The organism is Nostoc sp. FACHB-152, from assembly GCF_014697475.1.
GTDB lineage: Bacteria > Cyanobacteriota > Cyanobacteriia > Cyanobacteriales > Nostocaceae > Nostoc_B.
The window spans coordinates 18,556-38,873 of record NZ_JACJRV010000008.1; the positions used below are offsets into that span (position 1 = coordinate 18,556).

The 20,318-nt window shown below is 38.0% G+C and carries 16 protein-coding genes; 7 read left to right on the plus strand and 9 right to left on the minus strand.

Going from position 1 to position 20,318, the window contains the following annotated elements; translation table 11 throughout:
- Positions 1-13: 13 nt before the first annotated feature.
- The 7 genes from H6G76_RS09470 to H6G76_RS09495 form a co-directional block, all read right to left on the minus strand.
- The gene (locus H6G76_RS09470; protein ID WP_190698908.1) at positions 14-1,597 is read right to left on the minus strand and encodes a TniQ family protein; all 1,584 of its coding nucleotides are present in this window, start codon (positions 1,595-1,597) and stop codon (positions 14-16) included.
- On the minus strand, positions 1,587-2,792 hold the full coding sequence (locus H6G76_RS09475; RefSeq protein ID WP_190698910.1) for an AAA family ATPase: 1,206 nt from the start codon (positions 2,790-2,792) through the stop codon (positions 1,587-1,589). The genes H6G76_RS09470 and H6G76_RS09475 overlap by 11 nt, the downstream gene beginning before the upstream one ends.
- A gap of 2 nt (positions 2,793-2,794) precedes the next feature.
- Complete coding sequence (locus H6G76_RS09480) at positions 2,795-4,966, minus strand: DDE-type integrase/transposase/recombinase (RefSeq protein WP_242056357.1); 2,172 nt, start codon at positions 4,964-4,966, stop codon at positions 2,795-2,797.
- Positions 4,959-5,519 (minus strand): heteromeric transposase endonuclease subunit TnsA, encoded by a 561-nt coding sequence (locus H6G76_RS36935; protein ID WP_242056358.1) that lies wholly within the window; start codon positions 5,517-5,519, stop codon positions 4,959-4,961. Before H6G76_RS36935 ends, H6G76_RS09480 begins: the two co-directional genes overlap by 8 nt.
- A gap of 501 nt (positions 5,520-6,020) precedes the next feature.
- Positions 6,021-7,328 carry a hypothetical protein gene (locus H6G76_RS09485; RefSeq protein ID WP_190698912.1) on the minus strand — a complete coding sequence of 436 codons (1,308 nt, stop codon included), beginning with the start codon at positions 7,326-7,328 and terminating at the stop codon, positions 6,021-6,023.
- 104 nt (positions 7,329-7,432) lie between these two features.
- Complete coding sequence (locus H6G76_RS09490) at positions 7,433-7,714, minus strand: helix-turn-helix domain-containing protein (protein WP_190698914.1); 282 nt, start codon at positions 7,712-7,714, stop codon at positions 7,433-7,435.
- Positions 7,707-8,018, minus strand: a complete 312-nt coding sequence (locus H6G76_RS09495; protein WP_199337310.1) for a hypothetical protein — start codon at positions 8,016-8,018, stop codon at positions 7,707-7,709. The genes H6G76_RS09490 and H6G76_RS09495 overlap by 8 nt, the downstream gene beginning before the upstream one ends.
- Before the next feature lie 98 nt (positions 8,019-8,116).
- Here H6G76_RS09495 and H6G76_RS09500 point away from each other — a divergent pair, with 98 nt between their 5' ends.
- The 7 genes from H6G76_RS09500 (at position 8,117) to dut (ending at position 18,310) form a co-directional block, all read left to right on the plus strand.
- Positions 8,117-8,377 (plus strand): helix-turn-helix domain-containing protein, encoded by a 261-nt coding sequence (locus tag H6G76_RS09500; RefSeq protein WP_190698916.1) that lies wholly within the window; start codon positions 8,117-8,119, stop codon positions 8,375-8,377.
- Positions 8,378-8,497: 120 nt separating this feature from the next.
- Positions 8,498-10,723 (plus strand): type I restriction endonuclease subunit R, encoded by a 2,226-nt coding sequence (locus H6G76_RS09505; protein ID WP_190698918.1) that lies wholly within the window; start codon positions 8,498-8,500, stop codon positions 10,721-10,723.
- Between the two features lie 9 nt (positions 10,724-10,732).
- Positions 10,733-12,385 carry a class I SAM-dependent DNA methyltransferase gene (locus H6G76_RS09510; RefSeq protein ID WP_190698922.1) on the plus strand — a complete coding sequence of 551 codons (1,653 nt, stop codon included), beginning with the start codon at positions 10,733-10,735 and terminating at the stop codon, positions 12,383-12,385.
- Entirely contained in the window at positions 12,382-13,704 is a 1,323-nt protein-coding gene (locus tag H6G76_RS09515; RefSeq protein WP_190698925.1) for a restriction endonuclease subunit S, read from the plus strand. The genes H6G76_RS09510 and H6G76_RS09515 overlap by 4 nt, the downstream gene beginning before the upstream one ends.
- Before the next feature lie 72 nt (positions 13,705-13,776).
- The gene (locus H6G76_RS09520; RefSeq protein ID WP_190698928.1) at positions 13,777-15,555 is read left to right on the plus strand and encodes a DUF3696 domain-containing protein; all 1,779 of its coding nucleotides are present in this window, start codon (positions 13,777-13,779) and stop codon (positions 15,553-15,555) included.
- Positions 15,530-16,585, plus strand: coding sequence for a hypothetical protein (locus H6G76_RS09525; RefSeq protein ID WP_190698931.1), 1,056 nt, complete (start codon positions 15,530-15,532; stop codon positions 16,583-16,585). Before H6G76_RS09520 ends, H6G76_RS09525 begins: the two co-directional genes overlap by 26 nt.
- A 1,269-nt stretch (positions 16,586-17,854) precedes the next feature.
- Positions 17,855-18,310: a dUTP diphosphatase gene (dut, locus tag H6G76_RS09530; RefSeq protein WP_190698934.1), complete on the plus strand. Its 456-nt coding sequence runs from the start codon at positions 17,855-17,857 to the stop codon at positions 18,308-18,310.
- Positions 18,311-18,390: 80 nt separating this feature from the next.
- Here dut and H6G76_RS09535 read toward each other — a convergent pair whose 3' ends face one another.
- Together H6G76_RS09535 and H6G76_RS09540 are read right to left on the minus strand one after the other, a co-directional pair.
- A complete protein-coding gene (locus H6G76_RS09535) occupies positions 18,391-18,969 on the minus strand; it encodes a dCMP deaminase family protein (RefSeq protein ID WP_190698937.1) in 579 nt (192 codons plus the stop codon).
- A 388-nt stretch (positions 18,970-19,357) separates the two neighbouring features.
- Positions 19,358-19,849: a YajQ family cyclic di-GMP-binding protein gene (locus H6G76_RS09540; RefSeq protein WP_190698940.1), complete on the minus strand. Its 492-nt coding sequence runs from the start codon at positions 19,847-19,849 to the stop codon at positions 19,358-19,360.
- Between the last annotated feature and the right edge of the window lie 469 nt (positions 19,850-20,318).

The following is a 20,318-nucleotide window of genomic DNA, read 5'->3' on the forward strand; positions in this document are numbered from 1 at the left end:
ATAAACATATATTCTAAAGTAATTCTAAATAGCCAAGTTCAGACCATATTTCCTTTACAATTGACATATTTATTTTATTTAAAACTTTTTGAGGTATGCCAAAATAGTTAATCAAATTCACAATATTTGGAATAATACCTCTAACGTGTAAATCAATTACTGCTTGACGAAGTTGATGGCGATTCTCAGTTATAACCTTGAGTTGATTTTGCCGAATATAATCTAGATATTTATCTGTAATTTCATTACATAAATCTGGAAAATATGCGTATAAAGTTTTATAACTTACTCTTAGCCTGGTTGCAATTAATGTAACAGGTAATGGATTAGCATTACTTTTATCTTGAATATCTAGAAAATGCAATAACCTTTTTTTTATATCATTCATTTTATATTCCTTACGTATTGATAAAAGTTTAAGAGTTAAATCCGGAAAATATTTATGAAAAGATTTATGACTTTTAATACCTGAACAAATTATTAATTTTTTTAATGTTGGAGGTGGATATTCATTTATAGCCACATTTAATAGTTGCTCCATTTTTACTAAGTCAATACGCTTCCTAGATAAAGATGGCTTGGGTTTAGCTGATTGATTTACATAATTTCTTCTAAAAATACTAAAATCAATATCATCAAAATTTTTGGTCAAAAAGTCAAATAAATTAATTTCAAAATAATTACATAGTTTTAATAAATAACTTAGTTGTGGAAGAGTTTGTCCGCTATACCATTTATATAGTGTGGTATGAGGAATTTTTATACTATCTTGAAATGAGTTGAATTTGCTTACAAAAAACTCATTTACACAACCTACAAGCATATCTTGTATTTTATTTCTGCCAACACAAGAGAATAAATAAGGTGCATTAGCAATTAACTCACTAATATCATGTATAGCTGATTGCTGCCAACCTAGTTCCTCTTTGGTTAAATTAGCCACACTCGATGATGCTAGTTTTGAAGTATCTCCCAACCAGCTTTGACATTTTGGGCAGTATCCTGGACGAGAATACCACTCTAATGAAAATAGTTTCTTATTACAGTAGGGACACAACGTTTGCAAGTATTGATAGTGAACAGGACAAACTTTTACTATTTCTAGCCCCCAAATTAAAGGCTCATAAATTAACTTTCCTGCTGCCAGCCATTCTTTGTAACATATTGGACACCAAGCTTTAGAAGGACGAAATAAACCATGAGCAGAGATTACTTCGCTCCAAGTTATCATTGTTAAAAAGTTTAAATCGGTACGTAGTGTTAATTTTTCTAAGCTTTGAATTAATCGGTTGGCTATTATACCAGTTCCATTTAAAGCTCTGTGATGCTCAGAGGAACCGATTAAATTCTGTATGTTCTTTTTCTTACTATCTGAGGAAAAATTTTCTTGATAGCATGAGGAAATTTCAGTAGTTATTAACAAACCTGTAGGAACACAATGGACATCTGCTAGTCGAGTAGTATAGCTAGTTAAACTTTCACTATAAGGTGTTCCTACACCAATAGGGTCTAGAGAATATAAGCGGCTACGTGGCGGTATAGTGGGCTTTTGCAGATTGAACGACTTGTAAATAGTGAAATTTTTTTCATGTAGCATTTTTGGTCATTCCTACTTCATCTCGTTGAGGATTCCGCTGACCAACACCCTTACGACCTTTATTTGATTGTGTAGTTCCCTGTTGTTTTTCTGGTTGTTCCTGATGAGGTGTATCTGATTTGGAACTAGCCCTAGATTTAGGTTTTGACTTTAAACTTAGTGCTTGTCGTAATCCATCTACATTTCCTTCAATCTCTGCATACCTTGCCTCACCTTGTTTAATAGTCTTGAGTATATTCTGGCATTGGCCTACTGATAGCGCGCGCCGTTCTAAATGCTTAAGTGTGACAGCCTTAGCGTTTTCATTTAAAGCATCCTTCAAAGCCAGACTAGTCCAATTTTTTAATATCCCCACACATCCGAGACTGCGCTCGTACAAGTATTCCCAATGAGATGTAAAATCAGTATCTTCATCCGTGGGAATATTCTGCTGAAAACTCCAAACTACACTCTGCCACATTTCTATATCTTCTATAAATTCGGCATTATATCGAGGGATGTGTATATATACACTACGTCGGCTTAATTGATCCCCAATATCTTGCAGAGCTAGCAATTGATAAGTTCCAAATAAACCATGTAAAATCTTAGTTCGATTTGCTAAGGACTTAATTGCTTCCGGTACATCAGTAAGTTTACGTCCACTTGCCACTGAAAGCATATGATGTGCTTCATCAATAAGAAAGATATAAGGATGTCTTTGTTTAAGTGCTTGTTCTAATGCCCATCCAAGTTCAGTTTCTAAAATTTTTGACTCTACAACAATTTCTCCTTTATCATTTCGATAAATACCGCGAACACCATAGTTAATCTTATGTTCAATAAGATTTTCAGGCTCACTCAAAGCATATAAACAACGTTTGAGATAGGCTTTAGGATTGAAAAGCCCAGATTTTTCAAGACTTGCCTCAACATCAGCAACCGGAATACATCCTTTGTCAGCTTCTAAAGTGGGTAATGACATTTGTTTTACCCAATCTTTTGTAAGCTCTAGTAATGTTGTCTTACCTACTCCAGTTGGGCCAGTAATTAAAACTATGCGTGAATCACCACAGAATTCGATATGACGTTTTAGCCGATTAAAAGCATCATTAAGATACGGATGCAACATAAAACATTCATTGCTGTAGTAATCAAGTCGTTTATCTTTAGATTGATTGAGTAATTCAGGTGGAAAATCCCTATTAGTAGACATAATTAATATTTCTTATAGAGTGTAAGTTTGCTTATATCAACTGGTTGAGTAAATACTGACTCAATCGGAATTTCCTCGCTATCATGAGTAATAGCTCTCTTACTTTCCTGCAATTCTTTATACGGGAAAAGATTCGGCAGACTACCTTCAATTACACGAAATACTTCTTTATTTTGTTCATCACACAATTGTTGCTTTAGTAATACTTCCTCAGCCTCTGCACTAGCGAGAAATTCTCCCAAATGCTTGGCTCTAATTTTGTAGTTACTGGCATGGTTTTTATGACGCTTTTTTAACTCAGCACTAGCTAGCTCAATCTCTTTTTCAGAACGTCCTTGAAAAAGAGAATAATATTCACTAACACACTCAACCCAATTCCCTTTAACGTAGGCATAAGCAATCCCCGCGTTAAAAGGTTCATAACGAATGCTTACTTTTGTATTGACTACATTAGGATCTTGGAAGGCCTTAGACCAATAATATTTATAGTTAATTTTCACTCCTTTATTAGGTTGAACTTTAGCTTTTCCTTGTTTTGTCGTCGGCAAAGTAATAAGACGAAAAGTTTCGTCATAAGGTATTCTTTTGTGGTCACGGCTGCCAAATTGGGTAATTCCTGCTAAATATGCATCTCGTGGGCTTTGCCCTTCCAATGCTGAGTGTTCGGTAGTGTCGTAGATTTCATAAATCCACTCGCAAAGATACAAATATAAAAGACCAAGTGACCATAAAGATAATTCTTCAGGATTTACAGATTTAGTCATCAGCCTGACTTTCTTTTTAATTTGGGTATTACCTTGCAAACTATAGAGAAATTGAGTATTGGTTGTTCCAAACAAGCGTTCACAGACTGCGCTAAACCTTGAACTATTTGCTGGGCGATGCTTTAGCGTGCATTCACATAAAGCTAGAAGAGTCTCGAAATAAGTGCTGTGAAATTCTTTTCCATTATCTGTAATGATAATTTGAGGTATTCTTCCATATCGCTTGGCACAAATCCGTAACACCATCATGCAACTACGGTATGAAGGTGGATCATAGGTGACGTACACTGCCAAAATACGTCTAGTAAAAGCATCAACTAAAAATGTTACCCAAGCCCGTCCCAGAACTTTACCTGTACGAGAACATCTGAGGTCAATATCTAATTCAGTATGGTCGATATGTCCAATATGGAAAGGGAAATCGCCATGACGAGGAGTGGTAAATTCTAATTCCCAGTACCAAGGCTCTAGTTGATAAGCAGCACGGGAACCTTCACGTTTTTGAGTCTGTTCGTAACCTGAACGCCGCTTAATTTCATTGATAAAAGTTTTATAACTAGGTATCTGGTCGTCAGGAATTCCTTCTTTTGCACAGTAGTTAGCAAATAGATTATAAACTGCTTGCTTTGGCTGTTGTTTCTTGGTTTCATAGTTTGATGTAATAAATTTTTCTATTGTTTGGATAGAATATTCATTTAACTTACGGGTACGATTACCTTTTTTATTTGTAAAATGTATAAGCCCAAGATATCCAAACCCATATTTCTGTTGAGCATTGTGATATTTATTGAGCCAATTTCTTAAAGAGCGTTCTTGCTCTGTATTTGCTCGAATTGACTGTCCATCCAAATAAGGCTTGATTTTTAAAAATCTATGGTTAGCCTCTTTTAAATCTTGTTCACTTGCTTTTTTTAATAATTCTTGTATCTCTGGAGCAAGTTCGTTTTTGTATTCACTTTTAATACTACTTATTTTCCCTAATTGCACAAAGTTATCAAATGTAGCCCATTCTAGTTCAATTGGCTCGTTGTTTTCTGTATGCAGTAGAAGGAAATTATTTCCAACTAAAACAATAGTTAAAATTTTCCCATCATAAGAAACTTGTGTGCCAGACACAATATCTATTACTGGTGAATTGATAGTATCAAGATTGGATTTTGATTCCCCACATAAGGTATAAGCTCTAGCTGTTGATTGATCGCGAAAGACAAGACATCGTTGAGGTTCAACTAAAGGTGCAGATGTCAAATCAACATAAATTAATTGATGAACAATCATAAAGTAAATGTCATCAGGGCTAACTCCATGTGCATGATGAATTAACTCAGCTAGAGTAATCCCTGGTTGGCTAGAAGTTAAAGCCAAAACTGTATTTTGTGCTGATTCTTTTACTGGACAAGTATCAAGCATGATAGTAGTCCCTTAAAAACTCAATGTTGCGAAATAAAATCCAATTGATTTCCGCATCTGACCACAGTTGGAAGAAAAAACCGAATTGTTCGGCGTAACTTTCTCCCGGTGGTGTATGCCATTGATTATCTTCTCCAAGAAAATAGCGATTAGGGCTTTTTTCAGCAAGTTCTTGCAATTTAGATTCGGTTTTGCATTCTACCCAACCTGCTGTTTTTGTACGAATTACGAAAAAGTCTGGAGTTATATAAAAACCTAAATTACGTCCTTTTTCCGATTGATAACTAATTTTGATAGAAGGTGGTTGGTCATAGTATTCTAAAACTTCCTCATCCTGTTCTAGCTGGTAAATAAAAGGAAGTTCAACCTTATGAGATTCAAATTGTATAGTTACTCCCATCTTTCGGCTAGGATAGCGACCAGAAACACTCCTTTTACCGCCTCCTACACGACGTGATGGTGGTGACGAACGAATTTGTTCTACAAGTTTTTGAGCTTGTTCAGATAAATTCAAGCTATAACACCATTGATTAAACTCTTCATTAGTAAGCATTGAGTCATTCTCATTAGCAAACAGAATATACTATGCTGGCTGAAAACCTTAACTTTTCTATAGCAGCATAAATCTGTATCCAATAATTTAAATTGGATAGCTAAATTCATCATATAGACCTATTTAGTAAATCTAAATATGGTCTATATAAAAGTTTTTTTGACAATGATTCATTTCAAAGTCCAAATTGACTATTGCTCCTTAAGTTTGTATTTAAAAATTATTAAATAAATATATGCTTCATCTGTATAGAGAAAAATTGCTGATTTTTTTTGAAAAATCACCAATAATAAATACCAAGCTTTTCTCCGGTATTATTTACTGTTAAAATGATACGGGTATATATTTCAGATGTTTAAAAAATATATATACAATATTGCAAAACTTTATCTTGATTCATGTTTATATGCTAATTCTATTCTTAATTGATGTGATTATTGCTAATAGTATTTAATAGCGATTAAAAAGATTACTCACTAACTGGCATTGCCATGTCTCAAACTAGCCTGTAGTTGAAAGAACATTTAGGGCTTGCTCAATAGATTTAATCGCTGATTGGATATCTGCACTCAGCGCATCAGCCTCAGCTTGAATTAAAGTCACACCCTTCCCAATTTCTGTCAAAGATTTTTTGATAGTCCTGATGCGTCCCAAAGCCGTGCGAATTTGCTGAAGCTGTTGTTGAACAACACTCACATCTATTTTTGAATGAAAAGTACGCAATTGATTCACTCGTTGTTGAATGACTAGAAATCGAATTGCAATTATCAGAAATGGGTGTGTTGTCGCAATCCAGTAACCACCTTCAGTTACACCCTCAGCCCAGTCACCAATTTCCTGCCCTAATCCCTCACGCGAATAACTCAAAAAAATTGCCGCATTTGCAGAACGTCGCAGCATTGCTTGCTGTAGGTGTTGAGCAATTGCTTGGCGACCAAAAGGCTTTGACGGTCTGTTTCTTGCTTCAATTACAATTGACAATTCTATTGCTGCCAAGGATTTGCTGGTCAGTTTCACAAGAATATCGCCAGTATCCCCATCACTACCAATATGCTCTACCTCTATGCCATTAGTCTTTGACCAATTCTGTAATTCCGCAACAACTAACTCTTCATAGCTAATACCTTTTGCTGTGGTCTGTTGAAGTGTCTGTTTTGCCACCTGTTGGTCACGGATTTCTCTGGTCAGTTTTTCAACTTGTTCAGCTAGGGGCTTGATAGACTCAGCCACAACATTTCTCACCGCCACAGCCAAAGTACCGTTTTCTTTAGTGACATTTGCCAACGCTGCTTTGAATGCACCTTGAATAGAATCTGAGCGTTTGGCATCTAACAGATTACGTAACGTTTGAAGAAAGCGACCGACAACAGAAGTTTCTCTAGCTGGGTCTATATCCTGTGTCAGCAAGATGCTGACGTTGTTGAGTTTCTCTGTGAGAATCGCAGCAGTGTAGTGAATTTGGTTTTGCAGTGGGGCTAGTAATTTTCCGTTATCTGTACTAATTTGATTGACTAACTCTTGCTGAAAGGACTCAGCAATGACTTGGACTGCTTGCTGAAACTCCACCAACAGTAATTCCATCTGCTGTTTAACTACTTCGTTACTCTGCCGAGCTTGAGTGGTTTGCAAGCACAGAAATCCCAACTCCAAAGCATCAAAACAAATCTCTTCATATTCTGTCTGGGGAAATTGTTTGAGGTAGCTGATGGCATTGGTGAGGGGTATTGCCATGCGATAAATCAGGACATGGGTTTCTGTAATTTCAATACTAGAGGGCTGATAGTAAGAGTCCTGAGTGGCATGGTTCATGGAACTGTTGGTAGCTGGTGACTATAACAAGCACCCTACTACCTGCTTTTTATCTCGGTCAAGCAGATGAACAAAAGTTTTGTCAATTTGCAAAAACGCAGCGATTAATTTGACCGTTGAGAATGATGCCACCCCTCCAATAAAGGTTGAATGACCTCAGCGTTGGCGAGTAAAAAATCAGCGACAGCCATAATTCTCTGATAAGGTAATCCAGCAGCGCGGCGGCTAGCTTGTCCACCTAACCAGTGATAGGTGGTGGATTTTGAGATGGAACAGATTTTGGCTAGTTCTTCATAACCTAATCCCCAACGGTAGCTAAAGTCTTGGGGGGACATGAACATTTGATTGTGCAGTTCTAGTAACTGCTGATGTTGAGCTTCAGGCATAATTGCCTCTAAGTCGTTCCAAGGATGACTGGTCTAGGGGTTCGATGTCTTCCTCAAAAGCGAAGTCGCAGGAGCAAAGTTCATGGGAAGGGCTAAGTTCATCTAAAAGAACTAAGTAGTGTAAGCCAGTGGCAATGCAACTTGCTTGGTGAGTGTAAATAACGCCAATAATGCGACCAAAGTCGCCGTTGGGTACTTGGAACCATTGCACCCATTCACCAAGTTGAAATCTTTGTTGGGGTAAGACTTGAGGAATTCCCTCTAGCAAAGCTATGGGCGGTATTGAGAGGGGTATCTCAGGCATAAATTTTTTTACTCATTACTCTCTTATGTTATTTATACACTACAAAAGTTTACTTATAATCTATAGACAAGTTTCCTGCACTTTCTGAAGATTGTGCAGTGAGTGAAAATAATGAACTAGACATCAAACAACGCTTTGGCAAAGCGGTCAGGCGGCGTAGGCGTGAACTGGATTTATCACAAGAACAGCTTGCAGAACAGGCTGGGCTTCATCGTACTTATATTTCCAACCTGGAAAGAGGTGAGCTAAATCCTTCGCTGGAAACCATTGAAAAGCTGGCAAATGCACTAAGCTTATCTATTCCAGCATTGTTTATTAATTACAACATTCATGTAGAGCATGAAGAATACAAGGATTGAATGCCAGAAATTGCAAGATTGGTGGTGAAGTTGAGAATTAGTTAAGTTTTTAGGGAAAAAGGGAAAATAGCATCGACTTTGGGGGCTTCGTGCTAACTTTGGTAAGACAGGAGTGAGTTGATGAGCGATTTTAGCAAAGAAACAGACGCACGTATTAATATTGATGACCTTCTCCGCCAAGCTGGATGGAACCCGGCTGATAAATCTCAGGTAATGACTGAGGTTTCGGCTCAAATGGCAGATGGTAGGAGAGGTAGAGCCGATTATGTACTGCTTGACCAAAGAGGTCGTCCCTTGGCTGTGATTGAAGCTAAGAAGCGTGCGATTGAGCCTTATGTTGCTAAGAATCAAGCACTTCCCTATGCTCGGAAGCTGGAAGCACCGTTTATTTTCCTCAGTAATGGCGAACTGATTTATTTCTGGGACTATCAAAACGATGATGCCCGGATTGTTAATTCTTTTTTCTCACGGCGAGATTTAGAGCGATTGCTGGAAATGCGCTCAACCCGTCAACCCCTAGCTACTATTGAAATTCCTGAGTATTACACTCGACAGGGTGAAACTCGCTTAGTTCGTTCCTATCAAAGGGAAACGATGCAAGCCATTGACCATGCGGTTGAATTGGGCAAACGGCGATTTTTACTCGAACTGCCAACTGGAACAGGTAAAACTGATTTAATTTGCCTGCAATTAAAACGCTTGATTCAATCGGGATATGCAGAAAAAATCCTGTTTTTAGTGGATAGAGAGCAATTAGCAAAACAGGCATTAGAAGCAATTCAAGATGTTTTAAATCAGTATGGTAGCTACTGGCTAAAGCCGAGTGTGATTCGCCAGGAGCAGCAAATTACAGTTTGCTTACTCCAAACAATGATTAGCCGTTATCGAGAGTTTACTAGCGGCTATTTTGATGTTGTTGTGGCTGATGAATGTCACCGTTCGATTTATGGTGTTTGGCAGACTGCACTTACTCATTTTGATGCGTTTCATATTGGTTTAACTGCTACGCCAGCAGCTTACATTGAACGTAATACTTTTGATTTTTACAACTGCCGAAATGAGCAGCCAGATTTTACTTACTCTATTCAAACAGCATTTGAACAAAAATATCTTGTTCCCTATCGGTTTGCTACTGGCATAACTGAAATTATTGCTGAAGGTGCTGAAGTTGATGAGGTTTATTATGACCCAGCAGCTTTTGAACGCAAGTGGACTAATGAGGCGAGTAACCGCCTAATGATGCAGGAATTTGACAGGCTGGCTTGGGAAAATTACCAAAAATTAGCACCAGGACAAAAGATTGGGCCTGGTAAATCAATAGTATTTGCTTTGACAAAAAATCATGCGGCGCGGTTAACCAGATATCTTAACGAGTTACATCCAGAATGTAAGGGGCGTTACGCTGAAGTAATTACAAGTGATGTTGCTAATGCTGATGATTTAATTCGCCAGTTCAAATATGAGGATTACCCACAAGTTGCAGTCAGTGTTGATATGCTCAATACTGGTTTTGATTGCCGGGAAGTTTTGCATTTAGTTATGTGTCGAACAGTGCGGAGTCCAATTCTTTATCAACAGATTCGTGGACGGGGGACAAGGACTGCGCCACATATTGATAAACGCAAGTTTGTTATTTATGATTTCTTCGGAAATCACCAATATTTTAATGACAGCGATACTGATATTTATGCTGAAACTGGTCGAGGTCATGTATCAATTAGAAGCAACCAGCAACAATCCCGTCCTCGGTCAGAATTAATTGAATTAGGACTTAGGGATAGATGGCAGCAATATGTCAGTTATGTAGAAGTAGGTACAGAAGGGGAGCGGGTTGATAAGCGTGATTATGTCACGAATTGGGAGCAAACTATTCAATCTGCTGTGAATAACGATCCAACACTCCAGAAAATCCGGGATGGAGAATTGTTGACGGAAACCGAAGAAACGGAACTGGTGCGGCGTTTGAATACACCGCGATACTACTTTAATGAAGAAAACCTGCGGCGAGCGTACCGCAATTATAATGGCAGCTTGATTGATTTTATTCGGGCAGCATTGGGAACATTAAAGATTAAAAGTCACGAAGAATTACTGGAAGAAAACTTTAGAGCTTGGTTGGTTTCTCACTCTTTCGCACCAGCCCAAGCTCAGTATCTTTCTTTGTTGAAAAATCGGGGTATTGCCAAAGGTCAGCTAACCATAGATGATTTATTCTTGCCACCCCTCTCAGTTCTGAATGCTGCTGGTTTAGGTATAGAACTGTTTGGTGAGCAGGGATTGCGGGATATTTTTGATGAATTAAACCGTTCTGTGTTTACGGTGGATGCTACAGGTACAGAGGGTTAAGAGAACAATATGGATCAAGAAATTCGTCGCAAACTCAAGCATATTACTGATACTTTGTGGGCTGGTGGGGTAACAAATCCTGTCACCTACATTGAGCAAATTTCTTACCTGATATACCTGAAGCTGTTGGATGAAGAGGAAGCAAATCGTGAGTTACGCGCCCGTCTGACGGGTAATAATGGTAATGCTAAATTACTATTTCCCCAGCAAGCAGAACGTTATCGCTGGTCAAAATGGCGTTTCAAAAGTGGTACTGATTTGCGGGACTTTCTGCGGGATGAAGTTTTCCCCTACATGGCAAATTCTTTGCTGAAAGATGAGCCAAAAGTAGCAGAGTATTTCCGGGATGCGGTTTTAGAAATTAATGACCCTAATGTTCTCAAGTTGGTAGTTGATGAACTCGATACCTTGGATTTCCTCAAAATGGGTCAGGATGTCAAAGGTGATATTTTTGAGTACCTGTTAACCCATTTAGGTCAATCTGCGCTTAATGGTCAATTCCGCACTCCCCGACAAATAAGGGCGTTTATGGTAGAGATGGTTGACCCTGATTTGGGGGATACTATCTGTGATTTAGCTTGTGGAACAGCAGGATTTTTGATTGATAGTATTGAGTATATTTTGGCTAAATACAGCGAAAATCCCATAGAAGTGCCGATTTATGGGGAGGATTGGCTGGAAAAACGGGGGTTAACTTTGGCTGAAGCAAAACAGCAAATCCCCAATCTCCAGACTTATCGCAAAGGAAATGGGGATAGATTACCTGACTGGAAATTGTTGGAAGAATCGATTTATGGCTTTGATGTCTCCCGCCAGATGATGCGAATTTCGATGATGAACTTGGTGCTGCATGGAATTCGCAACGCCAAGCTGAAAGTAGCCAATGTATTGTCTGATATGGGGGGACTGACAGAAGATGATTTGCGCCGTCGCTATAAGGTGATGTTTGATAATCCCCCTTTTGCGGGAACGTTACCTAAAGATTCTATCCGTGCGGATTTACCAACAAATTCCAAAAAAAGTGAATTGCTGTTTTTGGCTGCAATTATGAAGTCTTTGGTAGCTGGTGGAAAGTGTGCGGTGGTTGTACCAGAAGGGTTACTATTTGGTTCTACTGGCGCTCATGTGGATTTGCGTAAAAAACTGGTGACAGAATTTGATTTATTGGCGGTGGTTTCTTTACCTGCGGGGGTGTTTAAGCCATACACGGGGGTAAAGACGGCGGTGCTAGTAATTCGCAATCCTTTAGAGTCTGCGGTGCGTCAGGTCAATCAAGTTTGGTTCTATGAAGTTAAAAATGATGGTTACGATCCTGATAAGATTTCCGGCGGGAGTAGACCGGAAACGCCAGAACTAAATGATATTCCCAATTTATTAAAGCAGTGGAAGGTTTATCGGGAGTCGGGTTTTATGCAACCCCCAGGTTTTGAAAAGGGGGAGTTGTTGAAGCCAGGAAGTGAGGAACCCCGATGCTGGTGGGCATCTTTGGAGACTATTGCCGAAAATGATTACAATTTAGCTGCTGGACGTTATAAGCCACAGGTAACTGAGGCTGTTTCTGATGATGATCCAGTTGAGTTGATTAGAGAAGTGTTGGAAATTGAGCGAGAAATTGCCTCTGGGTTAGAAAAGCTGCTTCTGGATGTGGAGGCAGTTTCATGAAGTGGTCGTTAATTAAACTTGGTGAACTTTGTGAAGTAATCACAAAAGGAACTACTCCTCGCACTCTTAAAAGAGGTTATGTATCTTCTGGTATCCCATTTTTACGTGCAGAGAACCTTCAAGGAGATGAAATTATTTTAGATAAAAATACGCTTTTTATTGATCAAGAAACAGATGAAGTTTTATCTCGTTCCAGAATTTATCCTGGTGATGTATTGCTATCAATTGCAGGGACAATTGGACGGGCAGCTATTGTTTCTGCTAAATCACCACAAATGAACTGTAACCAAGCAGTTGCAATTATTAGAATAGCTAGGTATATTGATAAAAAATTTTTGTTATATTGGCTCAAGACTAAGCAAGCCCAGTCACAAATTTATGGTGCTCAGGTTACTTTAACTATATCAAATCTTAGTCTTGGGCAGATTAAGAACTTGCAAGTTCCCCTTCCCCCAGTTTCTGAACAACGCCGTATAGTCGAAATTTTAGAGCAAGCTAATACACTGCGAAGAATGCGGGCTGAGGCTGATGCAAAAGCAGAGCGCATTTTGCCTGCGCTATTCATCAAAATGTTTGGCGATCCTTCAACAAATCCGATAGGGTGGGATGTTGTATTAGTCGAAAAGCTATTTTCAAGAGAACGACCAGGGACTAAATGTGGCCCCTTCGGAAGCGCACTTAAAAAACACGAATATGTTGATAATGGTATACCAGTTTGGGGAATTGACAACATAAAGCCGAACCAGTTTGTTGAATCAGGTTCATTATTTATAACTCCAACGAAATATGAAGAACTTAAAAGTTATTCAGTAGAACCTGGAGATATTATAATTTCGCGTGCCGGAACTGTTGGACGTATGTGTGTAGCCCGACCACAACACTCACATTCTATTATTAGTACAAATCTAATTCGTCTTAGTTTAGATAAAGAATATATTTTTCCTGAATATTTTACATCTCTTCTCTCATACTTTCCATCACTAGTTAATCAATTGCGTGCAAGTGCTGATGATGGAGCTTATTCATTCATGAACACTACCATTTTAAAGTTATTAAAAATTCCATTGCCACCATTCGCTCTTCAAAATGAATATACCCTTCGTATGGCAGAAATAAGAAGATTAAATGCAAAGCAAATTGAATCTCAAGCTAAATTAAATAATCTATTTCAATGCCTACTCTATCGTGCTTTTTCTGGCGAACTCACAGCCAAATGGCGGGAAGCACACATGAAAGAACTGCTTGCAGAAATGGAAGAACAAGCAAAAGCCCTCAATTTGAGGGATAACACAGATCCTCAGCAGCTTTCTCTGTTATAAAAAGACTGACCTCAGAATACACGGATGACACTTATAGAATAAATGTCTAAAATGTGTCATTAATATACTAGTATGCCTAAAAAAAATTCTCCTCCCCGGAAAACAGATTCATCAGATAAAAACAAAGCCAATTCACCAATAACTGGTTTCCGTATCAGTAATTTTAAAGCATTTGCTGATACTCAATACATTCCCATTCGTCCCCTCACGTTGATTTATGGTGCTAATAGTTCGGGTAAATCGAGTGTACTTCACAGCCTGTTGCTGGCGCATCACGCCATTACAAACGAAGGTGAGCTAGATGTTTATCGCACAGAAGCGGGGGGTGATTCAGTTGATTTGGGAGGTTTCGGGCAATATGTTCATAAACGAGATCGCACTCGCCTTGTAGAGTGGGCGATAGACCTTGACCCCAGCAACATTAACTTATCAGATAAGGGACTTGGCAGTTTATTAGAACCAATCAAAAAATTAACTGTGGGTGTAGGTATTGGGATGCACTCTTCAGGAAATGGAGGGATAAAAGTGCGATCGTTCTTTTTAGAAGCTGATGGTGAAAGGGTGCTTAATATGAGTTCCCGCCGCAAAGGTAAGCTTCAGTTAGATCGGCTTGATCACAAGCATCGAATAGTTAGTCTGTTGATAGAAGCGATTATTGAAGCAAACACATTCAACTTAAAAATAACTGCCCAAGATCAGGAACAAATAGAGCAGGTAATCAATTTTCTTGTACCAGAGATTACAGCACAAGTTTCCCGCTTGCTACCAATCAATATTCAAGCTGAGTCTTCACAGCAAGGAATTTTTGAGCATATCACACCTGGAAATGCCCAACATAGACAGGATACTTTAGCTGATGTGATGCGCCTGTTTATACCTTATCGACTAAATGATCTAGTCAGCGCGATTGCCCAAACAGTAGAGACTGAGTTAGAAAAAATACGATACCTGGGGCCATTCCGCACTTATCCACCTCGGCATTTTGCCTTTTCTCAACAGCAAGATGCCAATTGGCAGGCTGGTGGTGGTTATGCTTGGGATGTTTTATTAAATAATTCTGAAGTACGTCAAAAGGTAAACGCTTGGTTAGGGGATAGCAACAGAATGAAAACTCCTTATGAGTTAAAAGTGCGTACTTTATTACCAGATTCACACTTAGAGGATGAACTTTACTCTCGCATTGCCAAAACCTTACAAGACATAACAGCCAAGTTGATTTTCCACGCAGCAGGATTCGGGAGTGACATCCAAGAAGAAATTGAACGACTAAAAGCTGACTTGGAAACTACAGGTATCGACTTAAATAATGCTAAAAGTTCTCTTCCCGAAATTGAACAAATTGTTTCTATGATGACTGATGTCGAAAGTCTCTCAGAAACTTGGGTGCAGGAAATGACTTCAGGAGGCGATCATATTTCAGATTTAGTTCTAATTGACAAGAGAACTAAAACACCAGTAAGTCACCGCGACGTAGGAATAGGTATAAGTCAAGTTATTCCTATTTTGGTTTCCTGCTATGGTTTATCTGATGCTTTGGTTGCTATTGAACAACCGGAGATTCATTTACATCCTAGACTCCAGGCTGAACTAGGTTCTGTATTTGCCGAGAGTATTAAACCTCCATATAACAATAGATTTATTTTAGAGACGCACAGTGAGCATCTTATGCTCAGGCTACAGAAATTAATTCGTGAAGGAAATTTAAGTCCGGAAGATGTTTCAGTGATTTATGTAGATTGTGACTCCGAAGGTTCACAATGCCTAGAGTTAAGACTAGACGAGGAAGGCGACTTTATTGATGAGTGGCCGGACGGATTTTTTGAAGATGATTTTAGAGAAATATTTTCTTGATATGCTTTTTAGAACTATTGTTTCACCCACTATATTCAATGGAGTGCCTGAAGATGTTTCAGCACAAAAATCATTTTGTAATACAAATATTCAATTGCTATATGATTTGACAGAAAATTGTGTGGTTCTTTTAGATAGTGATAAATCTATATCGCAAGCAATTATTGACGCTATAGAACAATGGCCAGTTAAATTTAGAAAACCAGCAAAAGAATTAATAAAGGAACTGAGAAATAAAAATCGTTTAGTCGTAGCACCAAAAGAATATACAGTATGTTCATATTGCAATATTGACTATTGTCAAAAGTGTATTGGTATTGCCTTAACTTGTTTACCCAATGCTATTTTTACAACTGAAGATTGTTGTCAGTGTGTTAAAAACCAAAGTTTACCAATTCGACCGATTGATACTGCTGAATACTCAATATCCAGATTTTTTCAACAGAGAAGGCAAATTTCGCCACTAACATTAAATAATAGAGAATGGAATCAAGAAAAATTTGAAGAAAAAATATTAATCCCTTTGTTCAGGGATGCTAAACATATTAAAATCTATGACCGAATGATTGGACGAGCAACAAAGGACTTTATCCCACAACACTATAAAAATACCCTCGAATGGGTTTTTGATATTTTTCTACAAGAATCCTCCTCTCGGTCTGGACGAATTTTTGAGGTGTATAGCGGTCTAGATACTAGATATTTATCTAATCAACAAATAACTGATATCAAGAATTTGCTACGCCAGTTTGAAGCTGATATGCAACGAATATATAGCTTTCCTTTTACATTGAAACTCAAAGAAGAGTATGGGCGTGAGCAAGAGATGCCTCATGCTAGATACTTGATTACAGATCAAATAGGAGTTTTAATCGAACGTGGGTTTGATCTGTTGTGGACTGATCAACAGATGCGAGACAATGGGCTTCATCCCAGTAACGATGAGCGTCCTATTCGGGATGTAACCATTTCTAGGATTGCAGAGCCTAATAAAATCGAGACAGTAGTACGGAGATTACCGGATTTGTAATAATTAAAGTATCAATGCCATTAAGAAATATCTAGGTACTATAAGCCTAAATTGCTGATTAATACTTCTACTGCTAAATTCTTTGTATCGTCAGGTAGATAACCAAAAAATTTTTTAAAAGTTATGGAGACACATCTTGAGCAAACTAGTATTCATTATGATTTTTTGTAATGTTTGTAATTTTTGAAGTGAGCAAGCTCAACTTGTGGCGATCGCATCCGGCATCAAACCCAATACTTTAACTAATGCTTTTAAATGCTAGAGAGAGGGTAAGCCATTCAATCCAAATTATTCGCAAGAGGCTATAGGCAAAGTCTCACCATAGGCGAGTGATATCGTGTCCGGTGAAAGAGACCGCAGGGGAGCAGAGGGGCAAGGGAGCAGGGGAGAGGGTTTTGCCGTTTCTGCACAGATGTATCAAATTACCAGTGATTAGCCGGACATGATATGATTCCCTATTGTCTTTATAAAAATTAACAATGTCTTTCGGAAAGCTTATGCTTCCAATTTGGACTTTCGGAAATATTATGCTTCCAATATGATAATTTGGGTTGCGATCGCCCAACGTAACAATCTGGGTTACAGTATTACTTACGGAAATATTATGCTTCCAGTCACGGAAAAGTTATGGTTCCAGAGACATTAAAGAATTCTTGTCCAAATAAAGGTATACCTGTCGCCAGATACATTGACTCTAATTTATGAGAAGACATTTGTGCTTTTTATTTTTATGTGATCGCTTAAGGTAAGAGAGCGGTTAGTTTTTAATTAAACTTGTATCGCTTTGCAACCAAATAATAGTAGTCACAGATCCATAACCAAAAGCAGGATCTTTCCCAAGACTGTAGAGAAACTAAGGAAAATTAGACCTATACTATTTTCTACACCTCCAGCAGTAATGATTGTGAATGCAACTGCAAGAGCTAGCTGAAGATTGGCAAATGCTATGAGTACAATGGGAAAGCTTAAAGTAATAAGAGCAAACCCAATGAGTAACCCTGTCCCAACTCTCCAGTTAATAAATTTCTTAGAGAAGTATTACGGTTGAAAGATAGACCTCTAACTAACGATCACTTCTATTCATATACTGATTGCAGATGTCCTTTTCATCAATGATGTAAACGGCTTCGACAGCATGGAATGCTTTACCAATTTAGATGCGTTTTAACTGATCTATTTAACAGTGATACTAATTCCTGAACTAGGATAAAAAAATGAAAGTTATAATGTGGTTGGCGGCAAAGTAATGCTTCCAGGGGCGGCAAAGTTATGGGTAAAGTCACAGTGGAAAAACAAGTCACAATCAAAATATTAAAATTAAATAAGTCAGCAACTACACCCAGATATGAACACCCCGGAGATGCTGGATTAGATTTGTTTTCTATAGAAGAACAAGAAATTCCTCCTCAAGAAAGTAGGTTGATACATACTGGCATTGCAGTAGAGCTACCTATAGGTACTGAAGCTCAAATCAGACCAAGAAGCGGATTAGCTTTAAAGTATAAAATAACTGTACTTAACACTCCTGGAACAATAGATGCAGGATATAGAGGAGAAATTGGAGTAATTTTAATCAATCATGGAAAAGAAACCTTTCAAGTTTTGAAAAATATGAAAATTGCTCAAATGGTTATTGCACCAGTTATTTATGCAGTTATTGAAGAAGAAGAAGAACTAAGTAATACGCTGAGAGGCGAAAAGGGATTTGGTTCGTCAGGCTCGTAACCTAATTTTTTTTATACTTAACTTAATTTGCTAATCTTTTTAAGTTAAATAAAATCAAGAATGTAGTTAATAATTTATGCTTAACCTTTGTCTTCATTACCTCTATGATTTGATTGAATTGGGTCTAATTTGGAAATAGAGGTCAAATTTAATAGAAAAGAGCCTGCTTTTTCAGCTATATATTCAGAAACTTGTATTTGTTTAAGTGTAATTAAACCTTCTTGGATAAAAGAATCTCTAACAAAGAGACTGTTTCCACTGTTAAAAGATGTTTCGTAAATAACTTCACGAATACCAGCAGAAATGATTAATTTTAAGCAAGAAAGACAAGGTTCTAATGTGACATAAATTTTAGCACCATCAGTTGCAACTCCATACTTGGCTGCTTGTGCGATCGCATTGGCTTCTGCATGAACAGCTCTGGACGGTAAGGTTTTGCTGGCATCACAGCTACTTAAGCCAGGGTAGCAATACCCCTGAGCAGTACAATGAACTGAACCCGATGGAGAGCCATTGTAACCAGTGGCCACTACTTGCTTGTTTTTAACAATCACCGCACCAACTGGAAAAGCGAGACACGTTGAACGAGTTGCTGCTAATTTAGCCAGCATAAGGAAATACTCATCCCATGTTGGTCTTTGTTGTTCTTCAAAATTCATTTGTTTAAAATAAAAAGACTTTACTATCTTTTATGGGTTTTTTAGTTAACTAACGTACTATTATATGGTTGCGGCACTCGATGATTTTAACAGATTCTTTATACTTATTAATTACTATAATTTTGTGCGTCTGGTCTTTGTAAAATATATATTACTTCAATAATAAAATATAAGAGACATAACCTTTAAGCTTTTCCGCCAATTTTCCTAGCGTCAAACTGAACCCCTTGCTACAGATAAGTTTCATTTTATAGCAATTATTATGCTCACGCTCTCACATTCTTTTTTCAAGTTGGTATAATTTCTGAAATATCTCAAGCTTTAGCTTAGGAAAAAATAGGACAGGTAAATTACCTATCCTATTTTGTTAACTAAATTTTCTGATTTTCTAACGATAATTTGTAAATTGCAAAGCTACTGGGTAGTCTTCTTGCTTTAATCGTTGGATGATAGTTTGCAATTCATCTTTGGATTTGGCAGAAACTCGCACAGCATCACCTTGAATTGATGCTTGCACCTTTTTAAATTCGTCCCGAATCAGTTTAGAAATTTGTTTGCCAATATCTTGACTGATACCTTTTTTGAGAGTGATTTCTTGACGTACTCTGTTACCGCTAGCAGATTCAACTTTCCCAAAGTCAAAAATTTTCTGAGAGAGACTACGCTTGGCAGCTTTTTCTCGCAGGATATTGTGGACAGAATCTAAGGTAAACTCACTGTCGGTATTAACAGTAATAGTTTGTTCACCTAACTCGACGGTTGTTTTAGTATCTTTAAGGTCATATCGACTGCTAATTTCGCGTACAACTTGATCAACAGCGTTAACTAATTCTTGTCGATCAAAGTCGCTCACAATGTCAAAGGAGTAAGTAGAAGCCATAGAAAATGTTGAATTTGGAATTGTGAATAAGGTATCTAGTAATTGGCATTCTCCTCTTGTCTGCTTTTAACTGGTTGCTTAAATGATGCCGAAGAAAATGAAAGTTGCACAGCCAAGTGAAGCAATGCCAAAAATGAGCGAACCCCGTTCTGAGGAACTTCACTAACGCAAAAGCAGTATATTCAAAATATAGAAGATAGAGTATAGCAAAAGAGACATAACAAAAGCGATGTCTAACGAACAGCTGCTACTGCCGCTACAGAAGAATTTACATTAATTAAATATTTATTAGTCATTAGTCCATAGTCTATAGCCAGTAAGTTTTTTGACTGTTGACCGTTGATTGACTATTGAACGCCAGTTGCTTCTCCTAATCGGAGACGCTACGCGCACAAGTCGGCAGAGCCGACGACACTTGCTTCAACGCGGGCAACCCGCGCAACGCAGTGTCTCCCCAACGCACTGGCTC

What these genes read in the sequence shown, in the direction of transcription:
- H6G76_RS09520 (WP_190698928.1), top strand. Translation starts at nt 13,777, where the DNA reads ATGCCTAAAAAAAATTCTCCTCCCCGGAAAACAGATTCATCAGATAAA.
- dut (WP_190698934.1), top strand. Translation starts at nt 17,855, where the DNA reads ATGGGTAAAGTCACAGTGGAAAAACAAGTCACAATCAAAATATTAAAA.
- H6G76_RS09535 (WP_190698937.1), bottom strand. Translation starts at nt 18,969, where the DNA reads ATGAATTTTGAAGAACAACAAAGACCAACATGGGATGAGTATTTCCTT.
- H6G76_RS09510 (WP_190698922.1), top strand. Translation starts at nt 10,733, where the DNA reads ATGGATCAAGAAATTCGTCGCAAACTCAAGCATATTACTGATACTTTG.
- H6G76_RS09490 (WP_190698914.1), bottom strand. Translation starts at nt 7,714, where the DNA reads ATGCCTGAAGCTCAACATCAGCAGTTACTAGAACTGCACAATCAAATG.
- H6G76_RS09480 (WP_242056357.1), bottom strand. Translation starts at nt 4,966, where the DNA reads ATGCTTGATACTTGTCCAGTAAAAGAATCAGCACAAAATACAGTTTTG.
- H6G76_RS09515 (WP_190698925.1), top strand. Translation starts at nt 12,382, where the DNA reads ATGAAGTGGTCGTTAATTAAACTTGGTGAACTTTGTGAAGTAATCACA.
- H6G76_RS09495 (WP_199337310.1), bottom strand. Translation starts at nt 8,018, where the DNA reads ATGCCTGAGATACCCCTCTCAATACCGCCCATAGCTTTGCTAGAGGGA.
- H6G76_RS09525 (WP_190698931.1), top strand. Translation starts at nt 15,530, where the DNA reads ATGATTTTAGAGAAATATTTTCTTGATATGCTTTTTAGAACTATTGTT.
- H6G76_RS09485 (WP_190698912.1), bottom strand. Translation starts at nt 7,328, where the DNA reads ATGAACCATGCCACTCAGGACTCTTACTATCAGCCCTCTAGTATTGAA.
- H6G76_RS36935 (WP_242056358.1), bottom strand. Translation starts at nt 5,519, where the DNA reads ATGCTTACTAATGAAGAGTTTAATCAATGGTGTTATAGCTTGAATTTA.
- H6G76_RS09475 (WP_190698910.1), bottom strand. Translation starts at nt 2,792, where the DNA reads ATGTCTACTAATAGGGATTTTCCACCTGAATTACTCAATCAATCTAAA.
- H6G76_RS09470 (WP_190698908.1), bottom strand. Translation starts at nt 1,597, where the DNA reads ATGCTACATGAAAAAAATTTCACTATTTACAAGTCGTTCAATCTGCAA.
- H6G76_RS09505 (WP_190698918.1), top strand. Translation starts at nt 8,498, where the DNA reads ATGAGCGATTTTAGCAAAGAAACAGACGCACGTATTAATATTGATGAC.
- H6G76_RS09540 (WP_190698940.1), bottom strand. Translation starts at nt 19,849, where the DNA reads ATGGCTTCTACTTACTCCTTTGACATTGTGAGCGACTTTGATCGACAA.